27 protein-coding genes are annotated in these 25,964 nt (G+C 65.1%); 23 read left to right on the top strand and 4 right to left on the bottom strand.

All coding sequences use genetic code 11. The features are described 5' to 3' along the window. Nucleotides 1-2: 2 nt before the first annotated feature. Nucleotides 3-602, top strand: a complete 600-nt coding sequence (locus ACFVAV_RS21715) for a TetR/AcrR family transcriptional regulator (protein WP_379036862.1) — start codon at nt 3-5, stop codon at nt 600-602. A 40-nt stretch (nt 603-642) separates the two neighbouring features. On the opposite strand, the gene ACFVAV_RS21710 is transcribed toward ACFVAV_RS21715, so the two are convergent. Next, a complete protein-coding gene (locus ACFVAV_RS21710) occupies nt 643-1,836 on the bottom strand; it encodes an RNA-guided endonuclease InsQ/TnpB family protein (protein WP_379036861.1) in 1,194 nt (397 codons plus the stop codon). A 123-nt stretch (nt 1,837-1,959) separates the two neighbouring features. On the opposite strand from ACFVAV_RS21710, the gene ACFVAV_RS21705 reads away from it, so the two are divergent. Beyond that, nucleotides 1,960-3,240 (top strand): DUF5685 family protein, encoded by a 1,281-nt coding sequence (locus ACFVAV_RS21705; RefSeq protein WP_379036860.1) that lies wholly within the window; start codon nt 1,960-1,962, stop codon nt 3,238-3,240. Between the two features lie 7 nt (nt 3,241-3,247). Here the strand turns inward: ACFVAV_RS21705 and ACFVAV_RS21700 are convergent, their stop codons facing one another. Continuing rightward, the gene (locus ACFVAV_RS21700) at nt 3,248-5,110 is read right to left on the bottom strand and encodes a VanW family protein (protein WP_379036859.1); all 1,863 of its coding nucleotides are present in this window, start codon (nt 5,108-5,110) and stop codon (nt 3,248-3,250) included. Nucleotides 5,111-5,447: 337 nt separating this feature from the next. On the opposite strand from ACFVAV_RS21700, the gene gnd reads away from it, so the two are divergent. The 4 genes from gnd to ACFVAV_RS21680 all read left to right on the top strand — a co-directional run bounded on the left by gnd (nt 5,448) and on the right by ACFVAV_RS21680 (nt 8,911). After that, nucleotides 5,448-6,479, top strand: coding sequence for a phosphogluconate dehydrogenase (NAD(+)-dependent, decarboxylating) (gene gnd / locus ACFVAV_RS21695; protein ID WP_379036857.1), 1,032 nt, complete (start codon nt 5,448-5,450; stop codon nt 6,477-6,479). A 281-nt stretch (nt 6,480-6,760) separates the two neighbouring features. Continuing rightward, nucleotides 6,761-7,462, top strand: a complete 702-nt coding sequence (locus tag ACFVAV_RS21690) for a hypothetical protein (protein ID WP_379036855.1) — start codon at nt 6,761-6,763, stop codon at nt 7,460-7,462. A 108-nt stretch (nt 7,463-7,570) separates the two neighbouring features. Continuing rightward, a complete protein-coding gene (locus tag ACFVAV_RS21685; protein WP_379036854.1) occupies nt 7,571-8,569 on the top strand; it encodes an alpha/beta hydrolase in 999 nt (332 codons plus the stop codon). Nucleotides 8,570-8,683: 114 nt separating this feature from the next. After that, complete coding sequence (locus ACFVAV_RS21680; RefSeq protein ID WP_379036853.1) at nt 8,684-8,911, top strand: hypothetical protein; 228 nt, start codon at nt 8,684-8,686, stop codon at nt 8,909-8,911. Between the two features lie 65 nt (nt 8,912-8,976). Here ACFVAV_RS21680 and ACFVAV_RS21675 read toward each other — a convergent pair whose 3' ends face one another. Beyond that, a complete protein-coding gene (locus ACFVAV_RS21675) occupies nt 8,977-10,299 on the bottom strand; it encodes an acetyl-CoA C-acetyltransferase (RefSeq protein ID WP_379036852.1) in 1,323 nt (440 codons plus the stop codon). A gap of 155 nt (nt 10,300-10,454) precedes the next feature. On the opposite strand from ACFVAV_RS21675, the gene ACFVAV_RS21670 reads away from it, so the two are divergent. From ACFVAV_RS21670 to ACFVAV_RS21650, 5 genes are all read left to right on the top strand, one after another. After that, entirely contained in the window at nt 10,455-11,810 is a 1,356-nt protein-coding gene (locus tag ACFVAV_RS21670) for a 3-oxoacyl-ACP reductase (protein WP_379036851.1), read from the top strand. Beyond that, nucleotides 11,810-12,679 (top strand): MaoC/PaaZ C-terminal domain-containing protein, encoded by an 870-nt coding sequence (locus ACFVAV_RS21665; RefSeq protein WP_379036849.1) that lies wholly within the window; start codon nt 11,810-11,812, stop codon nt 12,677-12,679. The genes ACFVAV_RS21670 and ACFVAV_RS21665 overlap by 1 nt, the downstream gene beginning before the upstream one ends. 124 nt (nt 12,680-12,803) lie before the next feature. Beyond that, nucleotides 12,804-13,022, top strand: coding sequence for a hypothetical protein (locus ACFVAV_RS21660; RefSeq protein WP_379036848.1), 219 nt, complete (start codon nt 12,804-12,806; stop codon nt 13,020-13,022). Continuing rightward, entirely contained in the window at nt 13,019-13,390 is a 372-nt protein-coding gene (locus ACFVAV_RS21655; RefSeq protein WP_379036847.1) for a hypothetical protein, read from the top strand. Before ACFVAV_RS21660 ends, ACFVAV_RS21655 begins: the two co-directional genes overlap by 4 nt. A 652-nt stretch (nt 13,391-14,042) precedes the next feature. Further along, a complete protein-coding gene (locus tag ACFVAV_RS21650; RefSeq protein WP_379036845.1) occupies nt 14,043-14,540 on the top strand; it encodes a hypothetical protein in 498 nt (165 codons plus the stop codon). Between the two features lie 76 nt (nt 14,541-14,616). On the opposite strand, the gene ACFVAV_RS21645 is transcribed toward ACFVAV_RS21650, so the two are convergent. After that, nucleotides 14,617-15,006 carry a helix-turn-helix domain-containing protein gene (locus ACFVAV_RS21645; RefSeq protein WP_379036844.1) on the bottom strand — a complete coding sequence of 130 codons (390 nt, stop codon included), beginning with the start codon at nt 15,004-15,006 and terminating at the stop codon, nt 14,617-14,619. Between the two features lie 268 nt (nt 15,007-15,274). Here ACFVAV_RS21645 and ACFVAV_RS21640 point away from each other — a divergent pair, with 268 nt between their 5' ends. From ACFVAV_RS21640 to ACFVAV_RS21585, 12 genes are all read left to right on the top strand, one after another. Then, complete coding sequence (locus tag ACFVAV_RS21640; RefSeq protein ID WP_379036843.1) at nt 15,275-16,081, top strand: hypothetical protein; 807 nt, start codon at nt 15,275-15,277, stop codon at nt 16,079-16,081. A gap of 735 nt (nt 16,082-16,816) precedes the next feature. Further along, nucleotides 16,817-17,416: a hypothetical protein gene (locus ACFVAV_RS21635; protein WP_379036842.1), complete on the top strand. Its 600-nt coding sequence runs from the start codon at nt 16,817-16,819 to the stop codon at nt 17,414-17,416. 306 nt (nt 17,417-17,722) lie between these two features. Next, the gene (locus ACFVAV_RS21630) at nt 17,723-18,448 is read left to right on the top strand and encodes an alpha/beta fold hydrolase (protein ID WP_379036840.1); all 726 of its coding nucleotides are present in this window, start codon (nt 17,723-17,725) and stop codon (nt 18,446-18,448) included. 30 nt (nt 18,449-18,478) lie between these two features. Beyond that, the gene (locus ACFVAV_RS21625; RefSeq protein ID WP_379036839.1) at nt 18,479-18,709 is read left to right on the top strand and encodes a hypothetical protein; all 231 of its coding nucleotides are present in this window, start codon (nt 18,479-18,481) and stop codon (nt 18,707-18,709) included. Beyond that, nucleotides 18,687-18,983 carry a hypothetical protein gene (locus ACFVAV_RS21620; protein ID WP_379036836.1) on the top strand — a complete coding sequence of 99 codons (297 nt, stop codon included), beginning with the start codon at nt 18,687-18,689 and terminating at the stop codon, nt 18,981-18,983. Before ACFVAV_RS21625 ends, ACFVAV_RS21620 begins: the two co-directional genes overlap by 23 nt. A gap of 233 nt (nt 18,984-19,216) precedes the next feature. Further along, entirely contained in the window at nt 19,217-19,984 is a 768-nt protein-coding gene (locus ACFVAV_RS21615; protein WP_379036834.1) for an N-acetylmuramoyl-L-alanine amidase, read from the top strand. Nucleotides 19,985-20,186: 202 nt separating this feature from the next. Beyond that, nucleotides 20,187-20,801 (top strand): hypothetical protein, encoded by a 615-nt coding sequence (locus ACFVAV_RS21610; protein WP_379036833.1) that lies wholly within the window; start codon nt 20,187-20,189, stop codon nt 20,799-20,801. Continuing rightward, nucleotides 20,798-23,785: a hypothetical protein gene (locus tag ACFVAV_RS21605; protein WP_379036832.1), complete on the top strand. Its 2,988-nt coding sequence runs from the start codon at nt 20,798-20,800 to the stop codon at nt 23,783-23,785. The genes ACFVAV_RS21610 and ACFVAV_RS21605 overlap by 4 nt, the downstream gene beginning before the upstream one ends. A gap of 149 nt (nt 23,786-23,934) precedes the next feature. Next, on the top strand, nt 23,935-24,234 hold the full coding sequence (locus ACFVAV_RS21600) for a hypothetical protein (RefSeq protein WP_379036831.1): 300 nt from the start codon (nt 23,935-23,937) through the stop codon (nt 24,232-24,234). A 175-nt stretch (nt 24,235-24,409) separates the two neighbouring features. Continuing rightward, the gene (locus ACFVAV_RS21595) at nt 24,410-24,892 is read left to right on the top strand and encodes a hypothetical protein (protein WP_379036830.1); all 483 of its coding nucleotides are present in this window, start codon (nt 24,410-24,412) and stop codon (nt 24,890-24,892) included. A 70-nt stretch (nt 24,893-24,962) separates the two neighbouring features. Next, entirely contained in the window at nt 24,963-25,550 is a 588-nt protein-coding gene (locus ACFVAV_RS21590) for a hypothetical protein (RefSeq protein ID WP_379036828.1), read from the top strand. Between the two features lie 113 nt (nt 25,551-25,663). Next, nucleotides 25,664-25,954, top strand: coding sequence for a hypothetical protein (locus ACFVAV_RS21585; protein WP_379036826.1), 291 nt, complete (start codon nt 25,664-25,666; stop codon nt 25,952-25,954). Nucleotides 25,955-25,964: the final 10 nt, after the last annotated feature.

Genomic DNA, 25,964 nt, shown 5'->3' with positions numbered 1-25,964 from the left:
GGATGGCAGGCGGTACGAAGCGACTTCCCCGGGCGGTTCGTGAGCAACAGATGCTCGACGCCGCCGTCGAGGTGTTCGCGCGCAAAGGCTTCCACGACACGTCGATGGACGCGATCGCGGCCGAGGCCAAGATCTCCAAGCCCATGCTCTACCTGTACTACGGCTCCAAGGACGAGTTGTTCCGCGCCTGCATCCAGCGCGAGGGTCTCCGGTTCATCGAGGCCGTCGCGCCCGCGGGCAACCCGCATCTCACCCCGCACGAGCAGGTTCGCACCGCGCTCGAGGGCTTCCTCGATTTCGTCGACCGCAACCGGCAGTCCTGGCAGGTGCTCTACCGGCAGGCAATCGGCCAGCAAGCTTTCGCGTCGGAAATCGACAACGCGCGCGAACGCGTCATCGAGCTCACCGCGAAACTGCTCGAGTCCAGTGCCAAGCACGCCGACCCCGGGACCAATTTCGAGGTCGTCGCTGCCGCGGTGATCGGGGCGGGCGAGGCGATCGCCGACCGGGTCGCCGGCGGCCGGATCGAAGTGGCCGAGGCGGTCGATCTGCTCGACGATCTGGCCTGGCGCGGTCTGGCCGGTCGCAAGAAGATCGATTGACATCCTCCCCGGACCGGTCGCCGGGGATTCCTACCAGCACCTAACGGCGCTCTCGGCGGGTTCCTGCTTCACCGCACAGCGCCGGAACGGGTTCCGGTCTTACCTGCGCTCCACAAGCGTTTCGTCTCTCCGCCTGCCCGGCGGCGAGAATGTTTCGTGCCGCGTTCATATCCCGATCATGTATCGCGCCACACCGGCACGTCCACGTTCGCACCGACAACGGCTTCTTTCCGTCGACCACTCCGCAGTCCGAACACAACTGCGATGACGGGAAGAACCGGTCGACCTTGGTGAAATACCTCCCGTATCGGGCGGCCTTTTCCTCCAGCATGCGAGTGAACATCGTCCACCCAGCATCGTGTACAGATTTGGCCAGCCGGGTCCGCGCCAGCCCTTTCACGCACAGATCCTCGATATACACCGCTTGGTTATCGCGGATGATCTTCGTCGAGTGCTTGTGTGCGAAGTCTCGGCGCGCGTCAGCCGCTGCGGCGTGCGCCTTTGCGACCTTGCGTCGAGCCTTTGCCTGGTTGCTGGAGCCCTTCGCCTTGCGGGAGAACGATTGCTGCGACTTCCGCAGCTTCCTTTCGGCCCGGCGGAAGAATCTCGGCGACGTGATTGTACTGCCATCGGAGAGCGTCGCGAAGGTCGTCAAGCCGAGGTCGATCCCGACCTCCGAATCTTGCATGGGCAGTGGATCACTCGAAACATCAACGACAAACGATGCATAATAGCGACCCATGCTGTCTTTGATCACTGTCACGCTCGACGGCTCGCATGGCAATTGCCGCGACCATTTCACTCGCAGGTCCCCGATTTTCGGCAACCGCAACTTTCCGCCGACGGTGACTGTGAAACGGGCATTGCGGGTGAACCGGATCGTTTGGCGGCTGTCGTGACGGGATCGGAACCTCGGCGCACCCAGCTTTGCACCCTTCCGTTTCCCGGTGTGGGAGTGAAAGAAGTTGCGGTAAGCGGTGTTCAAGTCTGCCAACGCCTGCTGTAACACGACCGATGAAACCTCGCCGAGCCACGCCCTTCCGGGAGTCTTCTTCGCCGCGGTGAGCTGTTTCGACAACTCCGCATCCGAGATACGGCGTGCGCCGTCACGCCGCGCTTGTTCGCGAGCTGCCAGCGCGTCGTTGTACACCACCCTTGCACACCCGAACGCGCGCGCCAGCGAATCCTGCTGGCCGAGCGTGGGATAGACGCGGAACTGGTATCGCAGTTGCACGCCCGAATCATAGCCAATTCGAATGAGTGCTACCAATGGGTGAACGACCCGGCTTCGGTTGCGGTTGCCCCGACGGCCTGCGAAGGTGCACGGCTAGAAGATCCATGACAGACGGGGTGGGAAGTGTTCGGTGTGTTGAAGCCGTGTGCGCACGGCGCGGCGAAATATGGCATCGATCCGGGGCAGTGGCAGGCGCACATGTGCGGGCTGTGCCTGGGTCTGCGCGACGGGCACGGTCAATTGGCCCGCGCCGCGACCAATACCGACGCGATCGTGCTGAGTGTGCTCACCGAAGCGCAAACCGGCGATTTCGGCGCACGCACCACCGCGGGACCGTGCCCGCTGCGCGGTATGCGCCGGGCGTCGGTGGTCGCGGCGAACGCGCCGGGTGTGCAGCTGGCCGCGACGGCGTCACTGCTGTTGGGAGCGGCCAAGATTCGCGATCACGTCGACGACGGGGACGCCGCCGCGCTCGCCCGCGGGCCCCTGCGCCGGGTGTCGTCCACCTGGGCGGCACGTGCGCAGGAACAGGCCGCGCAGATCGGCCTGGACGTGCGGCCCATGTTGGCGGCGATCGCCACGCAGTCGGCGCTCGAGACGCGGGCCGCGGGGCCAGGCCTGTTGGCTGAGGGGGGACCGGCGCATTCCGGCGGGATTTCCCTGACTGCGCCCGATGCTGGTCGGCTCGGCACCCAACGCGAGAGCGGGGGCATCTCGCTGGTCACCCTCGATGACCTGACCGGCCCCACCCAATTCTGCGCCGCCACCCTGTTCGGCCACACCGCCGAATTGGCGGGCCGACCGGAAAACGTTGTGGCACTACAGGAGATCGGCCGCCATATCGGCCGCATCGCCCACCTCGCCGACGCGATCGAAGACCTCGAACGCGATCGAGCCCGCGGCCGCTTCAACCCACTCGACGCCACCGGCACCGACATGCCCCGCGCCTACCAATTGGTGCGCGAGAGCGAAACGGCCATCCGCCACGCCGCCGCCGAGGCGGAACTCGACCAGCTGCCGACCGTGCGCTGGGCACTACTCGACCCGCTGTCGGCCCTGCTGCGCCGCCTCGGCCAGGGACTCGGTCTCGCGGTGGGCCACGTCTGCCGCACTACGCCTGTCGCGCAGCAGCATTCGCCCTACCAGTTCCCGTCCCCGCCGGGACGGCGCCCGAACCGGCCCGGTCCGCTGAAAGCGGGCGGGCTGATCCTGGGCGTCTACTGCACCGGCATGGCCTGCTGCGTCGACCACACCAGCCCGTGCACCGGCGAGGAAAAGGAAGCCTGGGCCAAGCGGTGCGACTGCGGCAGCTGCTGCGACTGTGGCGAATGTTGCGGCAACTGCTGCAGCTGCTGTGGTGAGGACGGCTGCTGCGGCGACTGCGGTTGCGATTGCAGCTGCTAGGAAACCCTCACTCGCACTTCACGATCGGGATCGGGTCGTACTTCACCGTCCTGGTGTGCCGCGACACCTGGGCGCCGGTCTTGCGATCGGTGATCACCCGGGTGTCGGAGATGGTGAACCCGGGCGCGCCCTCGGAGGCGATGCAGTCCTTGCCCTTGGGCAGGGTGATCTCGGTCGGCTCGGTCGGCTTCGACTTCTCGCCGGTGATCGACTCCACGTCGACGGTCTTGGTGCCCCACAGGCGCACGGTGATGTCGGAGCCCGTCGCGACGGTCTCGATGTAGATACCGGACGTGCTGTTGTTGCGGAACGCGAGATCGATCGCGCCGTCGAACACGGTGGCTTCGCGCGCCGCCGGGTACCGCGAGATGTAGTAGCTGTGCTCGGTGTGGCCCGCGTCCTCCATGCCGGCGAAGTAGGCCGCGTTGTAGAGCGTGGTGGCGAACTGGCTGATACCGCCGCCGACCGCGGTGCTCGGCCTGCCCTTGTCGATGATGCCGGACTCGACATAGCCTTCCGCGGCGGTGCGCGGACCGGTGAACTCGTTGAGCGAGAACGTATCTCCCGGTTTCACCATCGCGCCGTTCACCTTCGCGGCGACGGTGCGGATGTTCACGCCCGAGGGCCCGCTGAAGCCACCGGTGGTGAACTGGCCGACCATCTCGTTGATGCCGAGCCCGTTGGCGGCCTCGGTGGTGAGCTTCGGTTCGATGCGCTGATAGACGGCCTCGGCCGTTCGGTTGCCGGACTGGACCAGCAGTGCGGGCAGCTTCTCCAGCGTCTTGGGCCAGTCGACCTTGTTGCCGACCACGGCGGGCACCACGGTCGGCTTGCCCGCGCCGACGGTGAAGGTGGCGTCCTTGGGTTCCACCTCGGAGGCCGCCAATTGCGGTGCGAGAACGGCGATCGCGGCGTCGTTGTCGATCTTCGGCGCCAGGCCGCCGTTCCCGTCGGGAACGAAGCTGAGCACACCGGCGATCTGCTCGGGGGTGAGTACGGCGCGAGAATCCTTGCCGCTCACCGTGATCGGTGCCGCGACGGCGGGGGTGGCGATGTCGCGCAGCGCCGCCTGCACCGCTTCGTCGCGCACCGCGACGGGCGCCGCCGCCACGGGCAGGTCCAGTTCGTTGCTGGAGGCCCAGCGCTCGGTGATCGTGGTGCGGGCGGCGTCGGTGTCGAGCACCCGGCCGGGCACCGGCGCGACCGCGACCGGCCTGCCGTTCTCGAACCGCACCGTGCCTTCCACGGTCGGGTTGTCGTGTTCCCGGAAGCCGGCCAGCTGCTGATCGAGCGCGGCCGCGTCGACCGTGCTCGCCACCTGGACGTCGCGGGTGCCGAACAGGGAGATCAGCCGGCTCACCGGGTTGATCGGCTGGTCGCCGACCGCGTCCCAGGTGCGGTCCCAGTCCACCGCCAGACCGGCGGCGGAGGGCACCATGGTCGCCCGCACGTCACCGATACGGACCGGGAGCGGGCGATCGGCCTTGGGGCTGAGCTGGGTGTGCAGTAAGGCGTCGGCCTCGGCCTTGTCCATGCCGCCGACGTCGACGCCGGCGATGACGACGCCGCGCGGCACGTCACCGGCGCTCAGGGCCAGGTCGGCCAGATAGGCCGCGGTGCCGAGGGCGAGAACGGCGCCTACGGCGATGCCGATCCGCTTGGTCAGCTGCTGAGTGTCCGAGCCGGTCGGCGGCTGCGCGCCGGTGGGTGGGGGCGCGGGCGACCAGCGATCACGGGTCACGGTGGTGAGGGGCATGGTGGGCAGGGCGGTGGTGTCGGCATCGAAAGTGCGATTTGCTTGGAGCAGCTTGCGTAGTCCGACCTCGCCCCTTCGGTCGGCCGGTTGTCCGGCGTTCGACTCGCTGGGCACGGAGGTCCTTCCGTTGGGTGTTATGGCGTCGTCCTGGATCAGGTGCGCCCGGACCCCGGGTTGTTTGCGGAGCCCCGGCCAAGGGTAATGGTGTTCGTCGCCCTTGGCAGCCTGGCAACAGTGGATGGACAGCAGGAAGGCTCCGCGTAGTTGCCGGGTCGGGGGTCTGGCAACTACACGGAGCCGATCTGTTTATCGCGGCCCGTTCCGGGGCGTTACAGCCGTTTTCCGGGGAGTTTCCGGGCCTGCGGTGACGCCGCCCTGCGGGCGGCCGGGACCGCGCGAGACAATCTGACGTGAGACTCGACACCAGGTACCGGACAACGAGGGAGAACTGATGCAGCTGGGAATGATCGGCCTCGGCCGGATGGGTGCCAATATCGTGCGCCGCATCGTTCGGGACGGGAACACCGCAGTCGGTCACGAACGCCATCAGGGCCACATCGACGAGCTGGAGAAAGAGCTCGGCGACAGCTTCAAGGGCAGCACCGACCTGAAGGAATTCGTCGCCATGCTCGACGCGCCGCGCGTCGTCTGGGTGATGGTCCCGGCCGGTGCGACCGGCGGCGTGGTCGACGATCTGGCCGAGCTGCTCGAGCCGGGCGACATCATCATCGACGGTGGTAACAGCCGCTACCACGAGGACATCAAGCGCGCGAAGGCGTTGGCGCCCAAGGGCATCCACTACCTCGACGTCGGCACCTCCGGCGGCGTGTTCGGTCTGAAGCGCGGCTTCTGCCTGATGATCGGCGGCGAGGAGGAGCAGGTGCGCTACCTCGAGCCGCTGTTCAAGTCGATCGCTCCCGGCGTCGAGGCCGCGCCGCGCACCCCCGGCCGTACCGGGGAACCGACGCCTGCCGAGCAGGGCTGGCTGCACTGCGGTCCGGCCGGTGCCGGCCATTTCGTGAAGATGGTGCACAACGGCATCGAGTACGGCGCGATGGCCGCCTACGCCGAGGGCCTGAACATCCTCCAGCACGCGAACATGGGCGCCGACCACGGTGGCGGCGAGCACTCGGCGGAGGAGACCCCGCTCGACAACCCCGAGTACTACCAGTACGACCTGGACATTCCGGACATCACCGAGGTATGGCGCCGCGGGTCGGTCGTCGCGTCCTGGCTGCTCGATCTCACCGCGGGCGCCCTGTACGCCGATCCGAACCTGGACGGGTTCAGCGGTCGCGTCTCGGACTCCGGCGAGGGTCGCTGGACGATCGACGCCGCCATCGACACCGCCGTGCCGGTCCCGGTGCTGTCGGCGGCCCTGTTCCAGCGCTTCTCCTCGCGCGGTGAGGCCCTCTACGCCGACAAGATGCTCTCGGCCATGCGCAAGGCGTTCGGCGGCCACAACGAGCTGCCTGAGGCGTAGTCCGTCGAGGCCTCTTGACACCCACCGCCGGTCTTCCGTCGCCCGACGGGAGGCCGGTGGTCGCTGTTCGGAGCTGTTCCGGATCGGCCGAAAAAGTCCGGATAGTACCCGCCAAACACCCGCCCAAAGAGTAAAACGCTAATGTTCCACAAAAATGGGAACACGTTCCTCTTTTCCAGGACAACCGTCCAGTCCAGCGGATACCTTCTGGTCAGAAGGGGGATAGACCACTCGATGAGGAATTCGTCCCGGCCGACATCGCCGGGGCTTGGAGGAAAATCATGATCCGGACTTCGCGTATCACCGCGGGCGTCGCCACCACCGCTCTGGTCGTCGCCGGTGTCGGCGTCGCTCTCGGTTCCGGCGTCGCCGCCGCGGCGGGCTCCTGCGCGGTGAGCAGCCACGCCGAGAAGCGGGATGCCAGCACCGTCGGCATCACGCACGTCTACGACAAGACCGCCAGCGCCGAGCAGATCGGTGTCGGCACCTCGGTGACCTACAAGGTGGTCGTCGGCACCACCGGGATCGGCAATCCCTACGTCAACACCATCACCGACTTCCCGCCGGTCGGCTTCGGCGCCCCGACCAAGACCACCATCACCGCCTACCACGCGATCGGCGGCCAGGTGACCGAGGACGTCACCCCCGAGCCGAACGCGGGCGGCTGGAAGGTCACCAGCACCGGCTGGTTCGTCAACTCCGGCAACCCGGTCACCCTGACCATCACCTACCCGGTGCCGGGCAGCGTCAAGGCGGGCCAGATGATCACCAGCGGTGGCGTCGGCGTCGCGGGCACCGTGGGTGTCAGCAACGAAATGCCCGGCCTCACCGCCTGTTTCACCGCGCGCGGCGCCAATGCGGGCGAGACCGTGATCGGCAGCCTCGGCGACAACGGTCTGGGCTCCTCCGACGGTCAGCTGAGCTCCACCGGCTCGATGAGCGACATCATCTCCGACGTGCTGCGCAATCTGATCGGTAGCTGATCGCGTAGCACCTGGTCGCCGGGACGGTCTCGCGCTGCCGTCCCGGCGTTCTGGGTTCGCCGGAATCGACCTCAGCCGTGTTCCGGCTGACATCTGGAGTGAGGACTCATGTTCGTGTTCACCCGTACGCGCTCGGTCGCGGTGTCGGCCATGGCGCTGGTGCTGCTGTCGGTCGCCTCGATCGGCACCGCGGGCGCCGACGGCTCACGGCTCGACCGCATCGAGCGGCCGGGGCAGCGCCAGCAGACGCTGCACGTGTACTCCGCGTCGATGGACCGGGTGATCCCGCTGCAGGTCATCACGCCGCACGACACCAGCGAGCCGCGCCCGACCCTGTATCTGCTCAACGGCGCGGGCGGCGGCGAAGATGTCGCGAACTGGTACAACCAGACCGACATCGTGCAGTTCTTCGCCGACAAGAACGTCAATGTCGTCACGCCGGCTGCGGGCAAGTTCTCGTACTACACCGACTGGCAGCGCGACGACCCCAAGCTCGGCCGCAACAAATGGCAGACCTTCCTCACCGAAGAACTCCCGCCGATCATCGACGCCACGCTGCACACCACCGGCGTGAATGCCATTGCTGGACTGTCGATGTCGGCCACCGCCGTCCTCAACCTGGCCATCGCCGCCCCCGACCGCTACCGTGCCGTCGGCGCCTACAGCGGCTGCGCCTCGGTCGCCGACCCGATGGGCCGGGCCTATGTCGACCTGGTCTTCGCCCGCGCGGGCGCCGACCCCGCCAACATGTGGGGCCCACCCGGCGACCCGGCCTGGCGCGCCAACGACGCCTACCTCAACGCGGAACGCCTGCGCGGCAAAGCGATCTACCTCTCCAGCGCCACCGGCCTCCCCGGTGTCGCCGAGACCCTCCCGGCGGGCGCGAGCCCCGGCAAGGTCATCGGCATGACCGACCAGATCCTCCTCGGCGGCGCCATCGAAGCCGCCACCAACCTCTGCACCCAACGACTGGCCACCCGCCTCCAGGAACTGAACATCCCCGCCCAGGCCGTCTTCCGCGCCGCGGGCACCCACACCTGGAAGTACTGGGAACAAGACCTACACAACTCCTGGCCGCTGCTCGCCGCCGCCATCGGCGCGAACTAGAACGATCGGTCGTGAATCGGAATCGTCAAGCCCCGAAAAGCTATGTATAACAATCAGATTGAGACGAGCGATGTTGCAGTCAGATCTTGATCAGTTGTTCTCGAAAGGCTTCTCATGCAACGTCGTATGGTCCGCATCCTGGTCGCCACCGCAGCCGTAGCCGGTATCGCCGCAGGCGCGTCCCCCGCCGTCGCGTCCCCCGCGACCCCGGCCGTCATCGCCGAATCAGGCTCCGCCGGAACCGGTTCAGCCCTCGTCGACTTCCCCCTGGGCTTCCTCAAGTTCATCATCTGCGGCCCCTGGGCCTCCTCGCAGCCCCACCCCAACCCGATCTGCCGCTGACACACAGAACGGCGGGTGGCTTCCGGAACCGGAAACCACCCGCCGTTGTCGTTGTCAGCGAGTGACTAGCGCTCGACGATCGCGACGACGCCCTGGCCGCCCGCGGCGCAGATCGAGATCAGCGCACGGCCGGATCCCTTCTCCGCCAGCATCTTCGCGGTGGAGGCGACGATGCGGCCGCCGGTCGCGGCGAACGGGTGGCCCGCGGCGAGCGAGGAGCCGTTGACGTTGAGCTTGCTGCGATCGATCGAGCCCAGCGCGCCGTCGAGGCCGAGGCGCTCCTTGCAGTAGGCGTCGGACTCCCACGCGGCCAGCGTGCAGAGCACCACGGAGGCGAAGGCCTCGTGGATCTCGTAGTAGTCGAAGTCCTGCAGGGTCAGGCCGTTGCGGGCCAGCATGCGCGGCACCGCGTAGGTGGGCGCCATCAGCAGGCCGTCGGGGCCGTGGATGTAGTCGACCGAGGCGACCTCGGAGTCGACCAGGTGCGCGAGCACCGGGAGCTTGCGCTCGGCGGCCCACTCGTCGCTGGACAGCAGCACCGCCGACGCGCCGTCGGTCAGCGGGGTCGAGTTGCCCGCGGTCATGGTGGCGTCGCCCAGCTTGGTGCCGAACACCGGCTTCAGGGTCGCCAGCTTCTCCACGGTCGAGCCGGGACGCAGGTTGTCGTCGCGGGTCAGGCCGAGGAACGGGGTGATCAGGTCGTCGAAGAAGCCACGGTCGTAGGCGGCGGCCATGTTCTTGTGCGAGAGGTAGGCCAGCTCGTCCTGCGCCTCGCGGGCGATGCCGAATTCCTTGGCGGTGATGGCGGCGTGCTCACCCATCGACAGCCCGGTGCGCGGCTCGGCGTTGCGCGGGATCTCGATGCCCAGCATCGAGGGCCGCAGCTGGCCGACCAGCTTGAGCCGGTCCTTGTTGGACTTGGCGCGGTTGGCCGTGAGCATCCACTCACGCATGTCCTCGCTGACGCCGATCGGCGCGTCGGAGGTGGTGTCGGCGCCGCCGCCGATGCCGGACTCGATGCGTCCCATGGCGATCGCGTCACCGACGGTGACGACCGACTGCAGGCCGGTGCCACAGGCGAGCTGCAGATCATGGGCCGGGGTGTAGGGCGAGAGCTTGGAGCCGAGCACGCTCTCGCGGATCAGGCTGTGCTCGCCGACGCGCTTGAGCACCGCGCCGCCGACGACCATGCCAAGGCGCTCGCCCTGCAGGCCGAACCGGCTGACCAGCCCGTCCAGGGTGGCGGTGAACATGTCCTGGTTGGACGCGTGCGCGTAGGCCTTGTCGGAGCGAGCGAACGGGATTCGGTTACCGCCAACGATCGCGACCGGGCGCTGGGTCTTCGCGGTCTTTGCCGGGGTCTTCGCCGAGCGGGCTTTGCTTGTCACTCGAGTTCTCCATGGTCTCGTCGGGTGATCGGTTTACATATAACTTACTCTGGAGTAAGTTCATTGTCGACACCGTACCCGCAAATGTGCGCTCACACGGGGGACACTGGGCGAGCACGGTCACATACACGTCGAGCACAGAGAAGGTAGGAACAGTGGCAGCCAAGAGCAAGGGTGCACCCAACCTCTACGGATCCTTCATCCACTCCGCCCCCGGCGCGTTCCTCGCGAGCAAGCTGGGCCTGCCCCAGCCGGCGGAGCTGCGCCGCTACAAGGCAGGCGAGCCCGCCCTTCCCGGCCCGGTACTGCTGGGCGGCAAGGGCCGTCTCGCCGAGCCGATCCGCGCGCTGCTCTCGGATTACACCGTCGCGGACTCGCTCGACTCGGGCACCAAGTACGGCGCGCTGGTCTTCGACGCCACCGGTATCGACTCCATCGACAAGCTCTCGCAGCTGTTCGAATTCTTCCAGCCCGCGATGCGTAACCTCGCACCTTCGGGGCGTGTCGTGGTCATCGGTACCACCCCGGAACTGGTCGGCTCGGTCGACGAGCAGATCGCCCAGCGCGCGCTCGAGGGCTTCAGCCGTTCGGTCGCCAAGGAGCTGCTGCGCGGCGCCACCGGCCAGCTCGTCTACGTGCACCCGGAGGCGGGCGCGTCCGCGACCGGCCTCGAGTCGACCCTGCGCTTCCTGCTCTCGGGCAAGTCGGCCTTCGTCGACGGCCAGGTCATCCGCGTCGGTAAGGCCGATTCCGTGGCCCCCGCCGACTGGGACAAGCCGCTGGCGGGCAAGGTCGCCGTCGTGACCGGCGCCGCCCGCGGCATCGGCGCCACCATCGCCGAGGTGTTCGCCCGTGACGGTGCCACCGTCATCGTCGCCGACATCCCCGCCGCCGGTGAGGCCCTGTCGGAGACCGCCAACAAGGTCGGCGGCACCGCCCTGGCCCTCGACGTCACCGCACCCGACGCCGCCGAGCGCCTCGCCGAGTTCGCCACCGAGCGTTTCGGCGGTATCGACATCGTCGTGCACAACGCCGGCATCACCCGCGACAAGCTGCTCGCCAACATGGACGAGGGCCGCTGGAACTCGGTCATCAATGTCAATCTCGCTGCCCCGCACCGCATCACCTCCGGCCTCGTCGCCAAGGGTGTGCTCAAGGAGGGCGGCCGCGTGATCGACGTGTCCTCCATCGCGGGCATCGCGGGCAACCGCGGCCAGACCAACTACGGCGCCTCCAAGGCCGGCGTCATCGGCATGGTCGACGCCGAGGCCCCGCTGCTGTCGGAGAAGGGCATCACCATCAACGCGGTGGCCCCCGGCTTCATCGAGACCGCGATGACCGCCGCCATCCCCGTGGGCACCCGCGAGGCGGGCCGCCTGATGAGCTCGCTGCTGCAGGGTGGCCAGACCGTCGACGTCGCCGAGACCATCGCCTACTTCGCCAGCCCGGCGTCGAACGCGGTGAGCGGCAACGTGGTTCGCGTCTGCGGGCAGAGCCTGATCGGCGCCTGATGACCCAGACGATCACCCTTACCGAGGTTCCGAAGAACGGCGGGCTGTACGCGAAGGCGGCGCTGGGCGCCGTCCCGCTGCCCGCCCCGCTGTCGGTGCGCAAGCCGACCCTGCCCGACCGCCGGGTCGTCCTCGACGGCTTCCAGGTCGACCCCGACCACCTGGCGGCGTACTGCCACGCCACCGGCCTGCGCTTCAGCGACACCCTGCCGCTGACCTACCCGTTCATCCTCAGCTTCCCGCTGGCGATGCAGCTGGTCGTGGCCAGGGACTTCCCGTTCAGCGCGGTCGGCGCGGTGCACTTCGAGAACGTCATCGAGCGCACCCGGGAGATCTCGGTCGCCGAGCCGCTCGATTTCACCACCCACATCGAGAATCTCCGCGAACACCCCAAGGGCCTGCTGGTGGACGCGATCACCGAGATCCGGGTCGGCCGCGAGCTGGTCTGGCGGCAGGTGACCACCTTCCTGCACCAGCAGCGCACTTCGCTCTCGGACGGCCCCAAGTCGGTGCCGCCCGCCGACGAGGTCCCCCCGCCGCCGCTGCGCGTGCAGCGCGTCGATCAGAAGGTGATCAACCGCTACGCCGCCGCCTCGGGCGACCACAACCCGATCCACGTCTCCGGCCTCGGCGCCAAGGCCATGGGTTTCCCGAAGACCATCGCCCACGGCATGTGGTCGGCCGCGAACATCCTCGCCACCATCGAGGGCCGCGTCCCCGAAAAGACCACGTACGCGGTCAAATTCGGCAAGCCGATCTTCCTCCCCTCCTCGGTCAACGTCTACGCCGACCAGGTCGGATCCGGCTGGGACATCTCCATGCTGCACCCCACAAAGGGCTACCCCCACCTCACCGCAACCTTGCGCTGAGCCTCGGATTCCAACGGGCCGCACATCCGCAAGGGATGTGCGGCCCGTCGCAGTTCCGCGTCCGCATCATGCATGTCTAGTCTAGGATTGACTTGATTGTCAACTGCAGGCTAGACTAGCATGTATGACGAAGCGGAACGACCTTCTCAGGAAGATCGGTGAGGCCGCGAAGGTGGCCGAACTGACCTGGACGGTCGAGCGGGAGGGCGGGAACCACACCATCTACAAGCTGGGAGGAAAGAAGATCCCGATCGGGCGGCACGCTGAACTCGGTAATCGCTACGCTGAAATGATCTACAAGCAATGCGAGGAAGTACTCGGAGAAGGATGGTGGCGGAAATGAAGTACACCGCCCACGCTGAGCGGGACGGTCGATTCTGGCTCGTCCATGTGCCCGAGATCGACCAGTGGACGCAGGCTCGCAATTTGCGAGAGGTGGAGCCGATGGCGCGCGATCTCATTGCCACCCTGCTCGAGGTGGCACCAACCTCCTTCGCGGTCGACGTCGAGATCGAGCTACCGGAAGCGGTGCGCGAGGAGTGGGAGGAGTCCAAGCGGCTCCTGTCGAAGGTTGATGAGATCAAAGCATCGGCGGCTGCTGCAGCCCAACGCGCCGCGCGCCGACTGGCCGATGAGGGTCTGACCCTTCGCGAGATCGGCCAAGTTCTCGGCGTCTCGTTCCAGCGCGCCGGTCAACTCCTGAATCGATAGGACGGCCCGCAGAGCTTCTTTGGCGGCTCATTTTGTCGGGCGGCGGCTCGCGTTCAAACCGCAGCGGCACCGGTTCCGCTTCCGACCTGGCCGCCCTGCTCGAGGCTCTGACCACGTGCTCCGTGGGTGCCGAAGAGCCGGAGACCGACCCGGTCGACTGATAACCGGCGATACGGCGAATGCCCTGCCACTCGGCGGGGCATTCGTCGTTTCCGGGCAGCGGATTCATCGGGCCCTGATCGGTGGGCGCTAACCTGCCGTTACGCGAATTCGCTGTGAGATTACTCATTTTCGGCACTGCCGTTCGCTGAACGATTGCGGCGCAATCGATTTCGTGCAGATCTGGTCTACCGACCGGTGTTTTGTTCTACGAGCTAAGAAGTTGCCCGGGCTGTTCTGGGCTGTCGATCCAGTGTTGCCGCGGCGCCAATATTTCGGTCGGGAAAATGCGGCAACTCATCGGCATCTGAACAGTCTGCTGCCCGAATTTCGGCCACTCCTCGTCCTTCGAAACGCGTGTTAGAACTTCTGTGCCCAGTCCGCGGGACTGGCAAACACGGGACCTCGAAATCCCTGCTCGGGCGGCGAACAGGCGGCCGCCCAACGCGTTTCACCTGATGATCCTTTGGCGAGAAGTGGTGTGGAGGAAGCGTTGAAAAGAACAGTAGCTATCGCGCTCGCGGCGGTGTGGTCGCTGATGATGGTGCCCGGCCTGGCCGCCGCCGACACGGGCAGCGGCACGACGGGCAGCGGCCTGATCGACACCGGCAGTGGGATTCTCGGCGACCTACTCGACACCGGCAGCGGCATCCTCGGCGGAAGCTCGGGCGGCTCGTCGGAGAGCGTGCAGCCGTGCAACACGTCGACCAAGTCCGGCGGTGAAGGCGTGACCACGACCACGCACCAGCTCGGCGTCACCGGCCCGACCTCATTCGTCCTGTCCTACGAAACCCTGAACATTCCCGACCGAATCCAGGTCTTCTACGAGGGCGGTCAGGTACTCGACACCGGATACATCGGTGACAACATCAACCAGGGCACCGGCTCCGCGGTCGTCTCCCTTCCCGCGGGATCGGCGACGACGGTGACCGTCCGGGTCAGCGGCATGGACGACACCCAGTGGGAGTACACGGTCAACTGCCCGTCCTAGCTCGCTGAATCTGATCGCAGGCAACACAGCGAATGCCCCGCCACCCGGCGGGGCATTCGTCGTTTCCAGATCCCGATCAGCTGCGTCGTGCTGCCCGAATCCCGTTGACGTAGGCGGCAACAATCCGCAGGTCGCCCTCGGACAGGCCGGAAAGGTCGACAATGCCGCCGGGCGGCTGCGGCGCCACCTGCTCCACCTCGGCAGGTTCCAATCCCACCTGCATGAGCAGTGGCGCGGCATCGAGTCCGACAGCCTCGGCCATGGCTTGCAGGGTTTCGGCCGTGGTGCTGGCCGGGACCTTCTGCCCGCGCTTGTACTGGGTGCCGTTCTCGACCTGCGTCCACAGACTGGTACTGATTCGTGCTGCCTTCGCGGCGCGGTCCATCGACATCTCGCGCTCCTTGCGAGCAAGCCGCAGGGTGGCGCTGACCTCGGGAGGGACCACCGCGCTCCGTTGTCTCACCATGTTGAGATGCTAGCAGATTGTTTGCAGTGATGCATGAAGTGTATGTAGCGCTGAAGGGGTCTTCCGCAGCTCGGGAGAGGCACTCCTCGTTGTCGATATCAACAGCTCGGCGCGATAGCGATTGTGGGGCAACCTAACTGGGTACCCTTGTGCACCGGCTCAGCTTGACAGACGCGTTGCAACAACGTTGCATACAACGAGTGTTGAATGTGGGTCTCGGCAAGGGGGGTCCACTAGATGCCGCCCCGGCGCGCAACCTTGACCGGCCATGCGGCGCCGGGTGTGGCCAGGGTTCCGACCTGCTATCGATCGAAGGAGTAAATACATGGGCACGAGCGATGCCGTTCCGGCGTCGAACCGCATGCGTGAGGATTCGTGCGGTGTGACCCCGTTGGACAGGTGGATCGACGATTCGCACCTGTTCCTGGATCGAAGTGCCGCCCGCGATCTGGCGCGGATGCTCGGCGACATTCCGGACCTGGCCGAGGACCTGGCGGATGCGCGCACGAGGCAGACCAGGTTCGGCGCGGTCGATTTCCGAACGCGCAATGGCGCCAGGGAGCAGCGACTCCCCTTCAATCCGGCGGCGGCACGGGTAGAAGACGAACTTCGGGCAGTCTTGGTGTCATGGGTCCGATTGGTGTGTGAGCAGCGCGATTTCGCGTACGACGGCGCATCGACCATTGCCGGCTTGGCGGAGTGGTTGCAGCGCAACATCGTTGCCTTCGTCATGACGGAGGGGGTCGAGGGCGCCCCCGCCGAGATCGGTGCCGCGATCGAGGCCGCGGTAGCCGTTGTGTGCCCGCCCGCCGACGCGTCCACCGCCGACGCCGCATTGGTGCTGCGTGCCAGGGCGGTGCGCCTCAACGCCGCCGGGATCGGCAAGCTCGCAGAGCAATTGGGTGATGGGTTTCGCAATCTGACCGCACGTCGAGTGCGCACGCTCCGTGAGGCGGGCTCGATCCACCCGGTGCCCGGCCCCTGGTCGCCCGAGTGGCCCGAGTTGTTCGTGGTCGGCGAGGTATTGGACGCGCACCGGGCGCTTCCGGCGCGGAAGCGCGCGAAAGACGTGTAGTGCATTCAGTACTCCTGCGGGGCGTCGGCCGATGGTGGCCGGCGCCCCGCTGTCGTTGTCCGACCTTGGCGCAGCGAGCCGCTTCAGCGCTCCACAACTGGGCCCGAATCCCTTACGCCGAGCGATATTTCGCCGACCGTGGTGCGCATGCAGATTCGCGACACCCACTCTCACCAGCGATTTCCTGTGATTTTGATCGGTGGGTTGACAGGTCGTACGCCATGTTGCAAGATAGTCCCAGCGGGAATTCGTATGCCCAAAATAGGGCGCACACACCAGATTTCATTCCCAGCGGTCGCCGACTCGGCAGATCCTGACCAAGGCTCAGGTTTCGTCCGACGGTAGAGTGGGTAGGTGCTCTCGACCGAGGGTCTGTACATTTCGGCTGCTGGGTGAGGTTTTCTTGTGTCAGGTGCATACGATGCGTTCACTCCCGACGACTCGGGCAACCCAGCGGACGCGCAGCCCCGCCACGAGGGTGGCGGATCTTTCCGGAGCCCGGAGAACTCGGAACCGATTAGACGGAACCGGTCCGGTCACGTCGACATGGCGGACATCTGCGTAGAAGACCTTCAAGTGGTCGCCGGCGCGGTTGATCGGTGGCGGTCGTTACGACCGCCGTTCATTGTGTCGCATCACATCTCGCGGTGATTTGAGATCTCGCATCCGGTCTGGTCGGGCGGCTCGGATGCGGCAGATCGTGGTCGTCGGTAAGTGTGAGAGTTGTGTGTCCCCATGGGTGTTGAAGGTGAGTCGGATCCCGTAGTGCCTGACCGACAAGATATTGCAGTGCAGCGCAACGGGTTCAATGCCCAGGAAGTTGCGTTCAGCCAAGGTATCAGGGTCGATTCGGCAGTCGTGTTCGACTTCGTCTCGTATTGGTCGGTAGTTGATCGCGCTGTCTTGATCCAAGCCGATCTGTCGGGTCACGTCAGGAACGAAGTGATCGCGCACTCTGTCGCGCACATCGAGATGGCCGAATCACTGGAACTGGCAGCAGCTCTCGATGGTGAGCTGTGGCGGGGCCGGATCGAGATGAAGGTGCATCACGTCGTCGCCCGGCGTCTGATTCCGCTCGGCGACCTGCGTGATGCGTTGGAGATAGGTAACAACCTGCCCGACGTGGCAGCAGTGCTCGGCGTCACCGAGTTCCTCCTCGGGTGGCGCCTGCAACACCTGTCGGACGAGGAGCTCGCGATGATTCCGGTGCACCTGCTGAATCGTCTCGGCTGGCTGCCCGGCATGACCTCCGAGTACCCGTATCTGTGCCTGTGGCCGACATCCAGTTCGGGCGAGATGCTGCGCCAGTTGGCTCCCGGCCGACACCACAAATAGTCATCTCAACACCTGTCCAGCCCTCGTTCCGAAGCGGAACGGGGGCTTCGTCGTTGGCGCGCCTGCGCTGACCCTTGAGCTCATGCGGCTAGTTCGTGCCTGCCGCATGCCCGTCCCTGACGCGCCCGTCTCCCGCAGCACTTCTGCGGTGGCAGACGTCGTCGCAGCGCAGGGGCGAATTGGTCCCGCTCCGGACAGCCGTCCGGAGCGGGACCACCCACGTCATATCCGAAAGAGGTACTTCACATGTCGTTGTGGTCTCCGAAAGGATCGCCTCGTCCCAGCCGGGACCCTCGCATCATCGATGTGCTGGTGGTCGGCGGAACCTGGAACCCCGGTGGGGACGGGGTCACCGCCGCCTTCACCGACGCACTGAACAAGTCGATGTTCCGCCCGCGCATGGTCCCGTACCCCGCCGACTACGGCTCGCACGTGAGCTATGCCGACAGCGTCGCGGAGGGCAGGCGCGCGTTGCTTGCCGCGATCGATCGCACACCGAACCCGTTGGTACTGGCGGGATATTCGCAGGGCGCCGCTGTCGCCGGTGATCTCGCCGCGGAAATCGGCCGTGGTGAGCATCCGGGCCGCGAGGTGATCGCGTGCGCGCTGATCGCCGATCCACGCAGACCGGCGGGCCACTACCTCGGCGACACCGACCCCGGCGGTTACGGCGTGGTCGGGGAGCGCCCGATCGACGGCATCCCCGCCTACTGGGCCGCCGCGCCCGGCGACCCCATCACCGCATTGCCCGCGGGCAACCCCCTGCGGACCATCGCGGACCTGAGCGCCTTCTTCAGCTTCGCCAGCGCGACCGCGGCTATCCGGTGGGCGCAGCGAATGCTGGACACCGCCACCCGGAATCAGTTGCAGCGCTGGTGGTCACCGGCCAACTGGCGGCACTGGGCGGGCGCTGTCGCCTATGCCCGCGGATACCTGTTCGACGGCAGACACACCGATGACTACGTCCGCTACGGCCATGCTCGCGCGCTGGCCCAGGCCCTGAACCGCGATGTCGCCGAAGGGCGAATCTGACATCCGCGAACTGTGGAAAGGAACCTCCAAATGCGAATCGGCAAGGTACCGGAGCCGGCGCTGATCCGGTCGGTACTCGTCGCGGTCACCGGTGTGGTCGCGTTTCTCATCGGACGAGAGGTCGACACCGCCTGGGTCGAGACCCTGCTCACGCTGTACGGACTGGCCACGCCGGTGATCGCCGGGGTGGTGATCAGACCCGCGGTCACCCCGGTGTCGGGATCGGTGGGTGAATCGGATGGCGTCGTGGTTGAGCCCTGAGTTCGTCCAAGCGACCGGCGTCGCCGTCGCCACCGTGATCGGCGCGGTGACGGCGTGGCAGGCCAGGGAAGTCGCCAAGTTGCGCGAGCGCGTGGTCGCCCTCGAGGAGCAGGCCGCCGACGACAAACTGCGATTCCGCGACGCGATCCGCCTGATCCGCGCCCTGCAGCGGCACATCGACGAACTGCTCAGCTTCCTGCGCCTGCACGTTCCCGGCCAGGAACCCCCGGTGGCGCAATACAAGATCCCAGCCACCCTTCAAGAAGAAATCTGACGGCACCACCGCGGTGCCGTGCCTGAACTGCATGCGGCAAGCCCCCGGAGAACACTCGATACGGTGCGGGATTCGAGCCCGCCGCATGCCGCGCCCCCGATGCGCCCGTCTCCCGTAGGTGGTCTGCGGTCGAAGACGCCGTCGCTGCGTCAGGGGTGAACGTCCCGCCCTCGCTACTTCCCCTCATCGGCGAGGGCGGGACCACAAACCTCCACCTAGCAAGGAGTAAGTCCATGAGCTGGACAGGCGACCCGGTATGGCTGGCCGATGTGCTGCGCGACGCCGGGCTCGATGTGATCGAACACGAAGGCTGGCGCGACCGAGGCCACGGCGACTTCCGTGACCTACGTGGCGTGCTGTGCCACCACACCGCGGGCGGCGGCAAGAACGACTGGCGCATCGTCCAGGACGGCCGCGCCGACCTCCCCGGCCCACTCGCCCAGCTGGTCCTCGAACGCGACGGCACCTACCGCGTGATCGCCGCAGGCGTCTGCTGGCACGCGGGCCGCGGCTCGTGGCCCGGCTGGCCCACCGACAACGCCAACTACCACGTGATCGGCATCGAAGCCGTCTCCCGCGGCGACGGAACCGACTGGACCCCAGCCCAACTCGACGCCTACAAGCGCGGCTGCGCGGCCATCCTGGCCCGCATCGGCCGCTCCGCCGAGGACTGCGTGGCCCACCGCGAGTACTCGCACGAAGGAAAAATCGACCCCGCCGGTATCGACATGGACGAATTCCGCCGTGACGTACAGGCCTTCATCGACGGAGAGGACGCCCCGATGAGCGCATCCGAAGTTACCCAGATCCAGGATTTCATCACCGCCTTCTGCGGCCCGATCGGCACCGATGTCAAAGACATCCGCGAGCAGCTGTGCGGTAGCCAGCAGCGCGACGCGGGCATGTTCGCCGGCTGGGACCAGCTCGACGGCATGACCGTGGTCGATGCCCTGGCCGACATCCTCGACCGCCTGAAGGCCCTCGAAGCTCCCCGCACCTGACGTGCCCTGCCTGTCACTGGCACGACGGAAGGAGGTGAATTCCATGCTTCCTGTCCTTCTCGAACTGCTCGAGCTGGCCGTGGTCCTTGCCCCGGTGATCCTGCCGCTGCTCGGCCTGTCCTAACTCCACACCCGCAACCACACGAAGCCCGGCCAGTAGGCCCGGGCTCTTTTCATGCCCAAGCTCGGGAGGCTCCACCACATGTCCGGCAAGGAAATCATCGGCTCGGTCGACTTCAGCACCAACGAAGCATCGACACCGGAATACGTTCAGACCGAATCCGGACAGCTGGTCACTCCCGAGTTTCTGGCCCTCCTCCAGCAGACCCTGTCCGGCAAGCTCGCCGAGCCGGACCACGACGACGAACTCGACCCGCAGGTTCGCGCACTGGCAGAAGAACTTTCGGTCATCCACCTCCCCGAGTGGACCAGCCCCGTCGGTCGCAAGCTTGCCGAGCCGACTGTCACCTCGATCAAGCAGGCAACCCGAGTCGCCGAATACCTGATCAAGCGCGGCGTGCGCGTGCACCCCGAACTCGAAGAAATCAGGTGGGTCCCAACCCCAGCGGGCGCCCCCGGTGCCTTCGACACCGGCGCCCACATCACCCCCGATGCCGAGGGCAACTGGCCGACACCCGACGCCGAGGAGTTCTACGACTTCGACGAAATCTCGGTGAAGCAGGTCGAGGGGAGTGCGTGGTACGCGACGCATCCCCGCGGGATCGCATATGAGGGGAAGACGAAGTCGGAGGCGTATGCGGCGATGGTCGCCGAGCTGCGTCGCCGGATCGACGACGCGTCAGGTGGTTCGAAATGACCGTCGCGTCGGATTGGGTGACTGCCGGTGCGGCGTGGCGCGCTTCGCTGACACCGCTGGGTGCCGAATCAGCGGGTGCTCAGGAGCGTCAGTCACGGGTGTTCAACCACTCCGGGATGACCCCGGCAGCTGCCGCGCGAGCATACAACCGGGTGCTCGCGCAGCGTGAGCTGACAGCACAAGCGGTACATGCCGAGAGTTCAGTCGCAAAATTCGTCAACGATCAGGGACCGTCCAGCGACTTCCCGGGTCCGTCAGTCCAGGTTGCGGATCCGATCGCCGAGGAGCCCAAAATCGACTACGGGGGACATAACTACGCCGGTGGTATGCCGCCGGAAAAGAAGTCGGATCCTCCGAAACAAGACAATCAAGTTCCTGCCCCGCCGCCGGCGTCCGCGCCTCCGCCTCCCGCCAATGGCGGTGCGGCTCCAGTTGCCGTCCCCCCTGCCGCAGCTACCGACACGCCCGCGCCGCAAACTCAGCCGCAACCGGGGGCTGCCGGCGGGGACGGCGGAAAAGGCGGTGACGATCCAGCCCCCTCGTGGATCGACCTCCCGAATACGTCGGGTCATGATGTGGGTGACGAGTGGGAAGGCACGTACGCAGGCCGTCCTGTGACTTTCTCGATTCCGGAGGGCAACGGTACCAACACCGTTGACATCGTCTTCGACAACGGTGATCGGTGGCGGGTCGCTTCCGATGGGGAAGGCGGTGTCCAGCGCTGGCACGACGATGCCGACGGACGATCATCGTACTTGTCCAGGCTGAGTGCCGAAGCTGATGTTTATGTCGAAAGTTTCGACAATGCTTCTACGTCAGGTGCGCCGACCAGGATCTCGGGTGGCAACTCGGACCTGAGTGAAACTTATTCGCCGGTGTATGACGACAACGGCAACTTTATCGGGATGAATATCGGTGTCGCAAACGAGAACGGTCTATGGGATAACAAGTACACGGATGTTTTCGGAAATACCGCCTTCAGTAGGACTGTAGAAACCGGTGACGGTGGCTATGTGTCTGCAGATGCCGGAAAGGTCGATTATACCGGAAACGGGTATCGGTTCGATGATAAAGATGCGCGTTGGGATATCTACCCCGACGAGAATGGCAACCCGGTATGGCGCCGGTTCAATACCGGGACTGCGGGTTATGAGTTCAAGTATCAACAGGGTGTCAATTTCGTCCACGAGCTTCGTAACGATCGTGGACAGGTAGTCGACATGACGGTGGCCGGGCCGGACGGTCAACCGGTGAAACGCCTGTTCCGGATCGCTGATGTCCTGGTTTCCGGAAATCTTGGAACCGAAGGCATATTCGGGTACACGTTCCGCGACGAGTCCGATGGCCGCCGAGGCGAATTGCAGTACCTTCCCGACGGCGGAATTCGATTGAAATACAATGGCTACCTAGTCGAAGAATATGGTGCTGACGGTACCCTACGCCGGAGCTTTAATCGTCAAGGCGACCGCACCTTCAATGAATACGTCAAGGCCGAAGTATTCAACGGTGTAATTCTCGGTGGGAAAGGAATGGTCGAAGGAGTCGGTGCGCTATCCGGTGTCAACGACATCATCAATTATGCCAACCGAGCACGCGGGTCCGACTGGCGCCTGACCACACAGGATGAAGCATTCACTGGGATGGCCACCGGTATCGGAGAGATGGTTTCGACCAACTTCCGTTCCCTCAGAACGCTCGGGTACTCCACAGGTGCCGCACTCGCCGGCGCGCAGTCCTGGAGCGAATCGTGGCGGGATATCCGACGAGACTTCGGAGCCAACTGGAACGCCAACTCGAAATTCTGGCTCGGTGCCGACTGGGAAGGAGTCACGTACGACAACTTCTTCCAAACCTTCGGACAGGCAGGCTTCGGCGCAGCAATGCTGGTAGCGCCGACCAAAGCCGCGACCTCACTGGTCAGCCCCGGTCGGAGAGGTCTACCCGTGCCAGCGACTCGGACCGGTGATCGCCCTGGCCCTGGCGGGACGAACCGGATTGTTCCCGCCGATACGCCCAACACAAAGGGCCCGCGTACCCCAAATTTCTCGACGATCCAACAACAGCTGGCGAATCATTCGAACTTGCTCAAGGAATGGGCGCAGGGCACAGGGCAGAAAGCTATTGGTGCTATCGATCAGGCTGTTGAAGTCCTTGGCGCCAGCCAGACCGCCACGGCGGGTGTGCCCTCCCACTTCTTCCGCAACAGTAACAGAGGGCCAGCCGACACGTTTGCAATGAGTAACCCGACCGGGAAATCGGGGAAGGGCTCACCCCCGGCAAAGAAGAATGATGGGGTCCACACCAAGAACACCTTGCGCGATAGGCCTTCGGAGGAAGCGGAGGCGCTCAGGTCCCGAGGAATACGGCAGGACCAATATGATGCTTTGAAGGTGATGACAACGAACTCGATGACCGAGGCCCAAGCGCTCCTAGTGATTGAGATAAGGAAAGCCCTCGAAATAAAGAAGGGGCAGAAGATCACCAAGGTCATCAGCGACGAGGTAAAAGAACTCTACCTGAACAACGCGTCAAAGGATGCAAAAGGGAAAGACTTCAATTCGGGCGGGTTCGGCGGATCCATCGCGCGTGGTATCGATACGGCACACCTGGATACTCCAGCAGCCCTTCGAGATGCACTCGCGCTTGATGATGGAGGTCGCGGCTGGACCCCTATCCCTGCCGGGGCAAAAGAGGCATACCAGCTCCGGCTTACCGCACCAAGCAAGCTTGAGGCCACTATATCGTTCGGTGGTGTCAATGATAAGGTGGTTGCGGATTGGATTGGTAGGCTTGCAGGGCAAGAAGGAAAGTCATGGGAACCACCCTTTGTTGGAACAGGCTACACTGCGGGAGGCATACCGGAGTGGATCGCCAGTCGCACAGAATTTAAAGGGCGTCCCGAAATATGGCAGGTCGCGGATAATGGTGTTGAGAAACTGCTGGGGTACTTCGATACTCGTGCTAGGAAATGGGTGAGGGTATGAGCAATATTCGGAGATGGCGAAGTGGAGATGTGGCGATCTACAAGGGGGAAGCGTTCGATTGGTTCGAGGACAGCGCGGCTGAGCCCTGTATTGTTCTGAACCCACGTGACGATCAGTCGCGCCCTGTAGGACTTCGACAGGGAGACGGAATGACCATCGACGAGGAATGCTACTTAGTAGACCCTTCTGATCTAGATGCATGGTACCGGTGGCGGTGGACCTTTACATGGCGGGGACAACCGTTTAACTCGGGCGGCGAAACCGACGACGGAATGATTAATGGCTACTTCGAGGGGAATTCACAGAGTTGGGCGGAAGAGAACGGGCTCTTCAGGGAGGAACAGTTCATTTACACCGGCGTGTTCCCTCTCGACGAGATTTCCGATCTGAAGAAGGAGAATGAAGATCTTCTTGCATGGTGGAAAGAGCAACAGAATGACGTGGATTAGTTCCCAGGCAGACTGAATCCGATTCGATTACGAATCAACTCATGCATATGTTGATCGTACGATGAACCTGCCAACATCGAATGTCCGGCTTGTAAGCCTGCTGCGTGAAGGCGCATTTTCGTTCCGGCCTTGCTTATGAAGAATATCCCGATCGGTCGGCCGGTCGGGATTTTTCATGGCCAAATATTTGTCTCGATCAATTTCTGTTCAAGGACTTGACATGAATGAAAGAATCCTGTTTCCTGATATCGAACAAACTTTGGTCGGTTATCTTACGACGCAACTCGCCGCGGTCTCCGATACCGCGACTGTGGTCACCAGGGTTCCCGACCCGCGCCCGACCCGCATGGTGCGAGTAGTCAGAAACGACCGAAAAGCCCGAGTCGATGTCGAGGATCGGGAGGGCCGCCGTAGCGCCCAGCTGATTCTCGATCGTTCTCGCGTCGTTCTCGAATGCACCGATGACGCGGGCGCGGCAGCAACCCTTGCCGCGCTCGTGCGTTCGATCTTGAGTGCAGCCGCTCCCGGCTACCTGGGCACCGTGTGGTGCGACCAGGTCGAGGATGCCGGCATGGAGAACGACACCGATCCGGCGACTGCCGCTCCGCGGTACACCCTCGTCGCCGACCTGATTGTGCGAGGCACCGTCCTCGCCTGACTCCGACCGGAGTCGAACTGAAGTACCCATCCCGAGGGCCTGCGCAACAATCCCAAGGGAGATAACAACAATGGCTCTGCCTTCCAGCAAGTTCATCGGCGCCGGTACCCCGAACCTGGCCGTTTCCGGCGGTGTCCTGGTGGCGCCGCTCGCCACCAGCCTGCCCACCACCGCGGCCGGCGTCATCGACCCCGCGTTCAAGGCTCTCGGCTACGTTTCCGAGGACGGCATCGAATCGCTCGGTGAGCGCAAGGTCGAGACGGTCAAGGACTGGAACGCCGACATCATCGCCCAGCTGCAGACCGAGCACTCGGTGCGCTTCGGCCTCACCCTGTACGCGGTGTGGGACCAGGATGTGCTCAGCGAGATCTTCGGTGAGAACAACGTGACCGCCACCGCGGCCACCTCCACCTCGGGCAAGCTGATCAATGTCAAGGAGACCGGCCTGGTGCTGCCGCGCCGCTCGTGGGTCTTCGACATGAAGACCGAGGACAAGAAGCTGCGCATCGTTCTGCCGAACGCCAAGATCTCGTCCATCACCGAGAAGAAGTTCGTGTCCAACGAACTGGCGGGCTTCACCATCAATGTCGAGGCATTCAAGGATGACTCGGGCGTCAAGGCGTACCGCTACCTCGACGACGGCATCAAGACTGCCTGATTAAGCCCCCAACGGCGGCGGGTAAAACACCTATGCGCAGGCCCGCCCGCCGCCTGTTGGGCCCCTTTATCTCTGAAACCACTCAACTCGAACTACGAAAGGGTCTGCTACCCATGACTTCTCCTGCTGCTCCCATCAAGGTCGCCCAGCCGGCGGTCGTGAAGGACGACTTCACCTACACCGTCGACGGCGCCGACATCGTGCTGCCGTCGCTGTCCTACCTCAAGCCCGGTCTCGTTCGCCGGATCCGTCGTCTCGGCGATGTCGACGCGATGTACACCCTGCTCGAGCTGAGCCTGGCGCCCGAGGCGCTCGCCGTGCTCGACGATATGGATCCCGACGCCTACCACCAGCTGCTCGAGGCGTGGCGCGCGCACTCGGGGCTGAGCCTGGGGGAATCCTAAGCCTCGATGC

The organism is Nocardia sp. NPDC057663 (genome assembly GCF_042799895.1).
Lineage (GTDB): Bacteria > Actinomycetota > Actinomycetes > Mycobacteriales > Mycobacteriaceae > Nocardia.
This window is presented reverse-complemented; position numbering and strand designations above follow the sequence as displayed.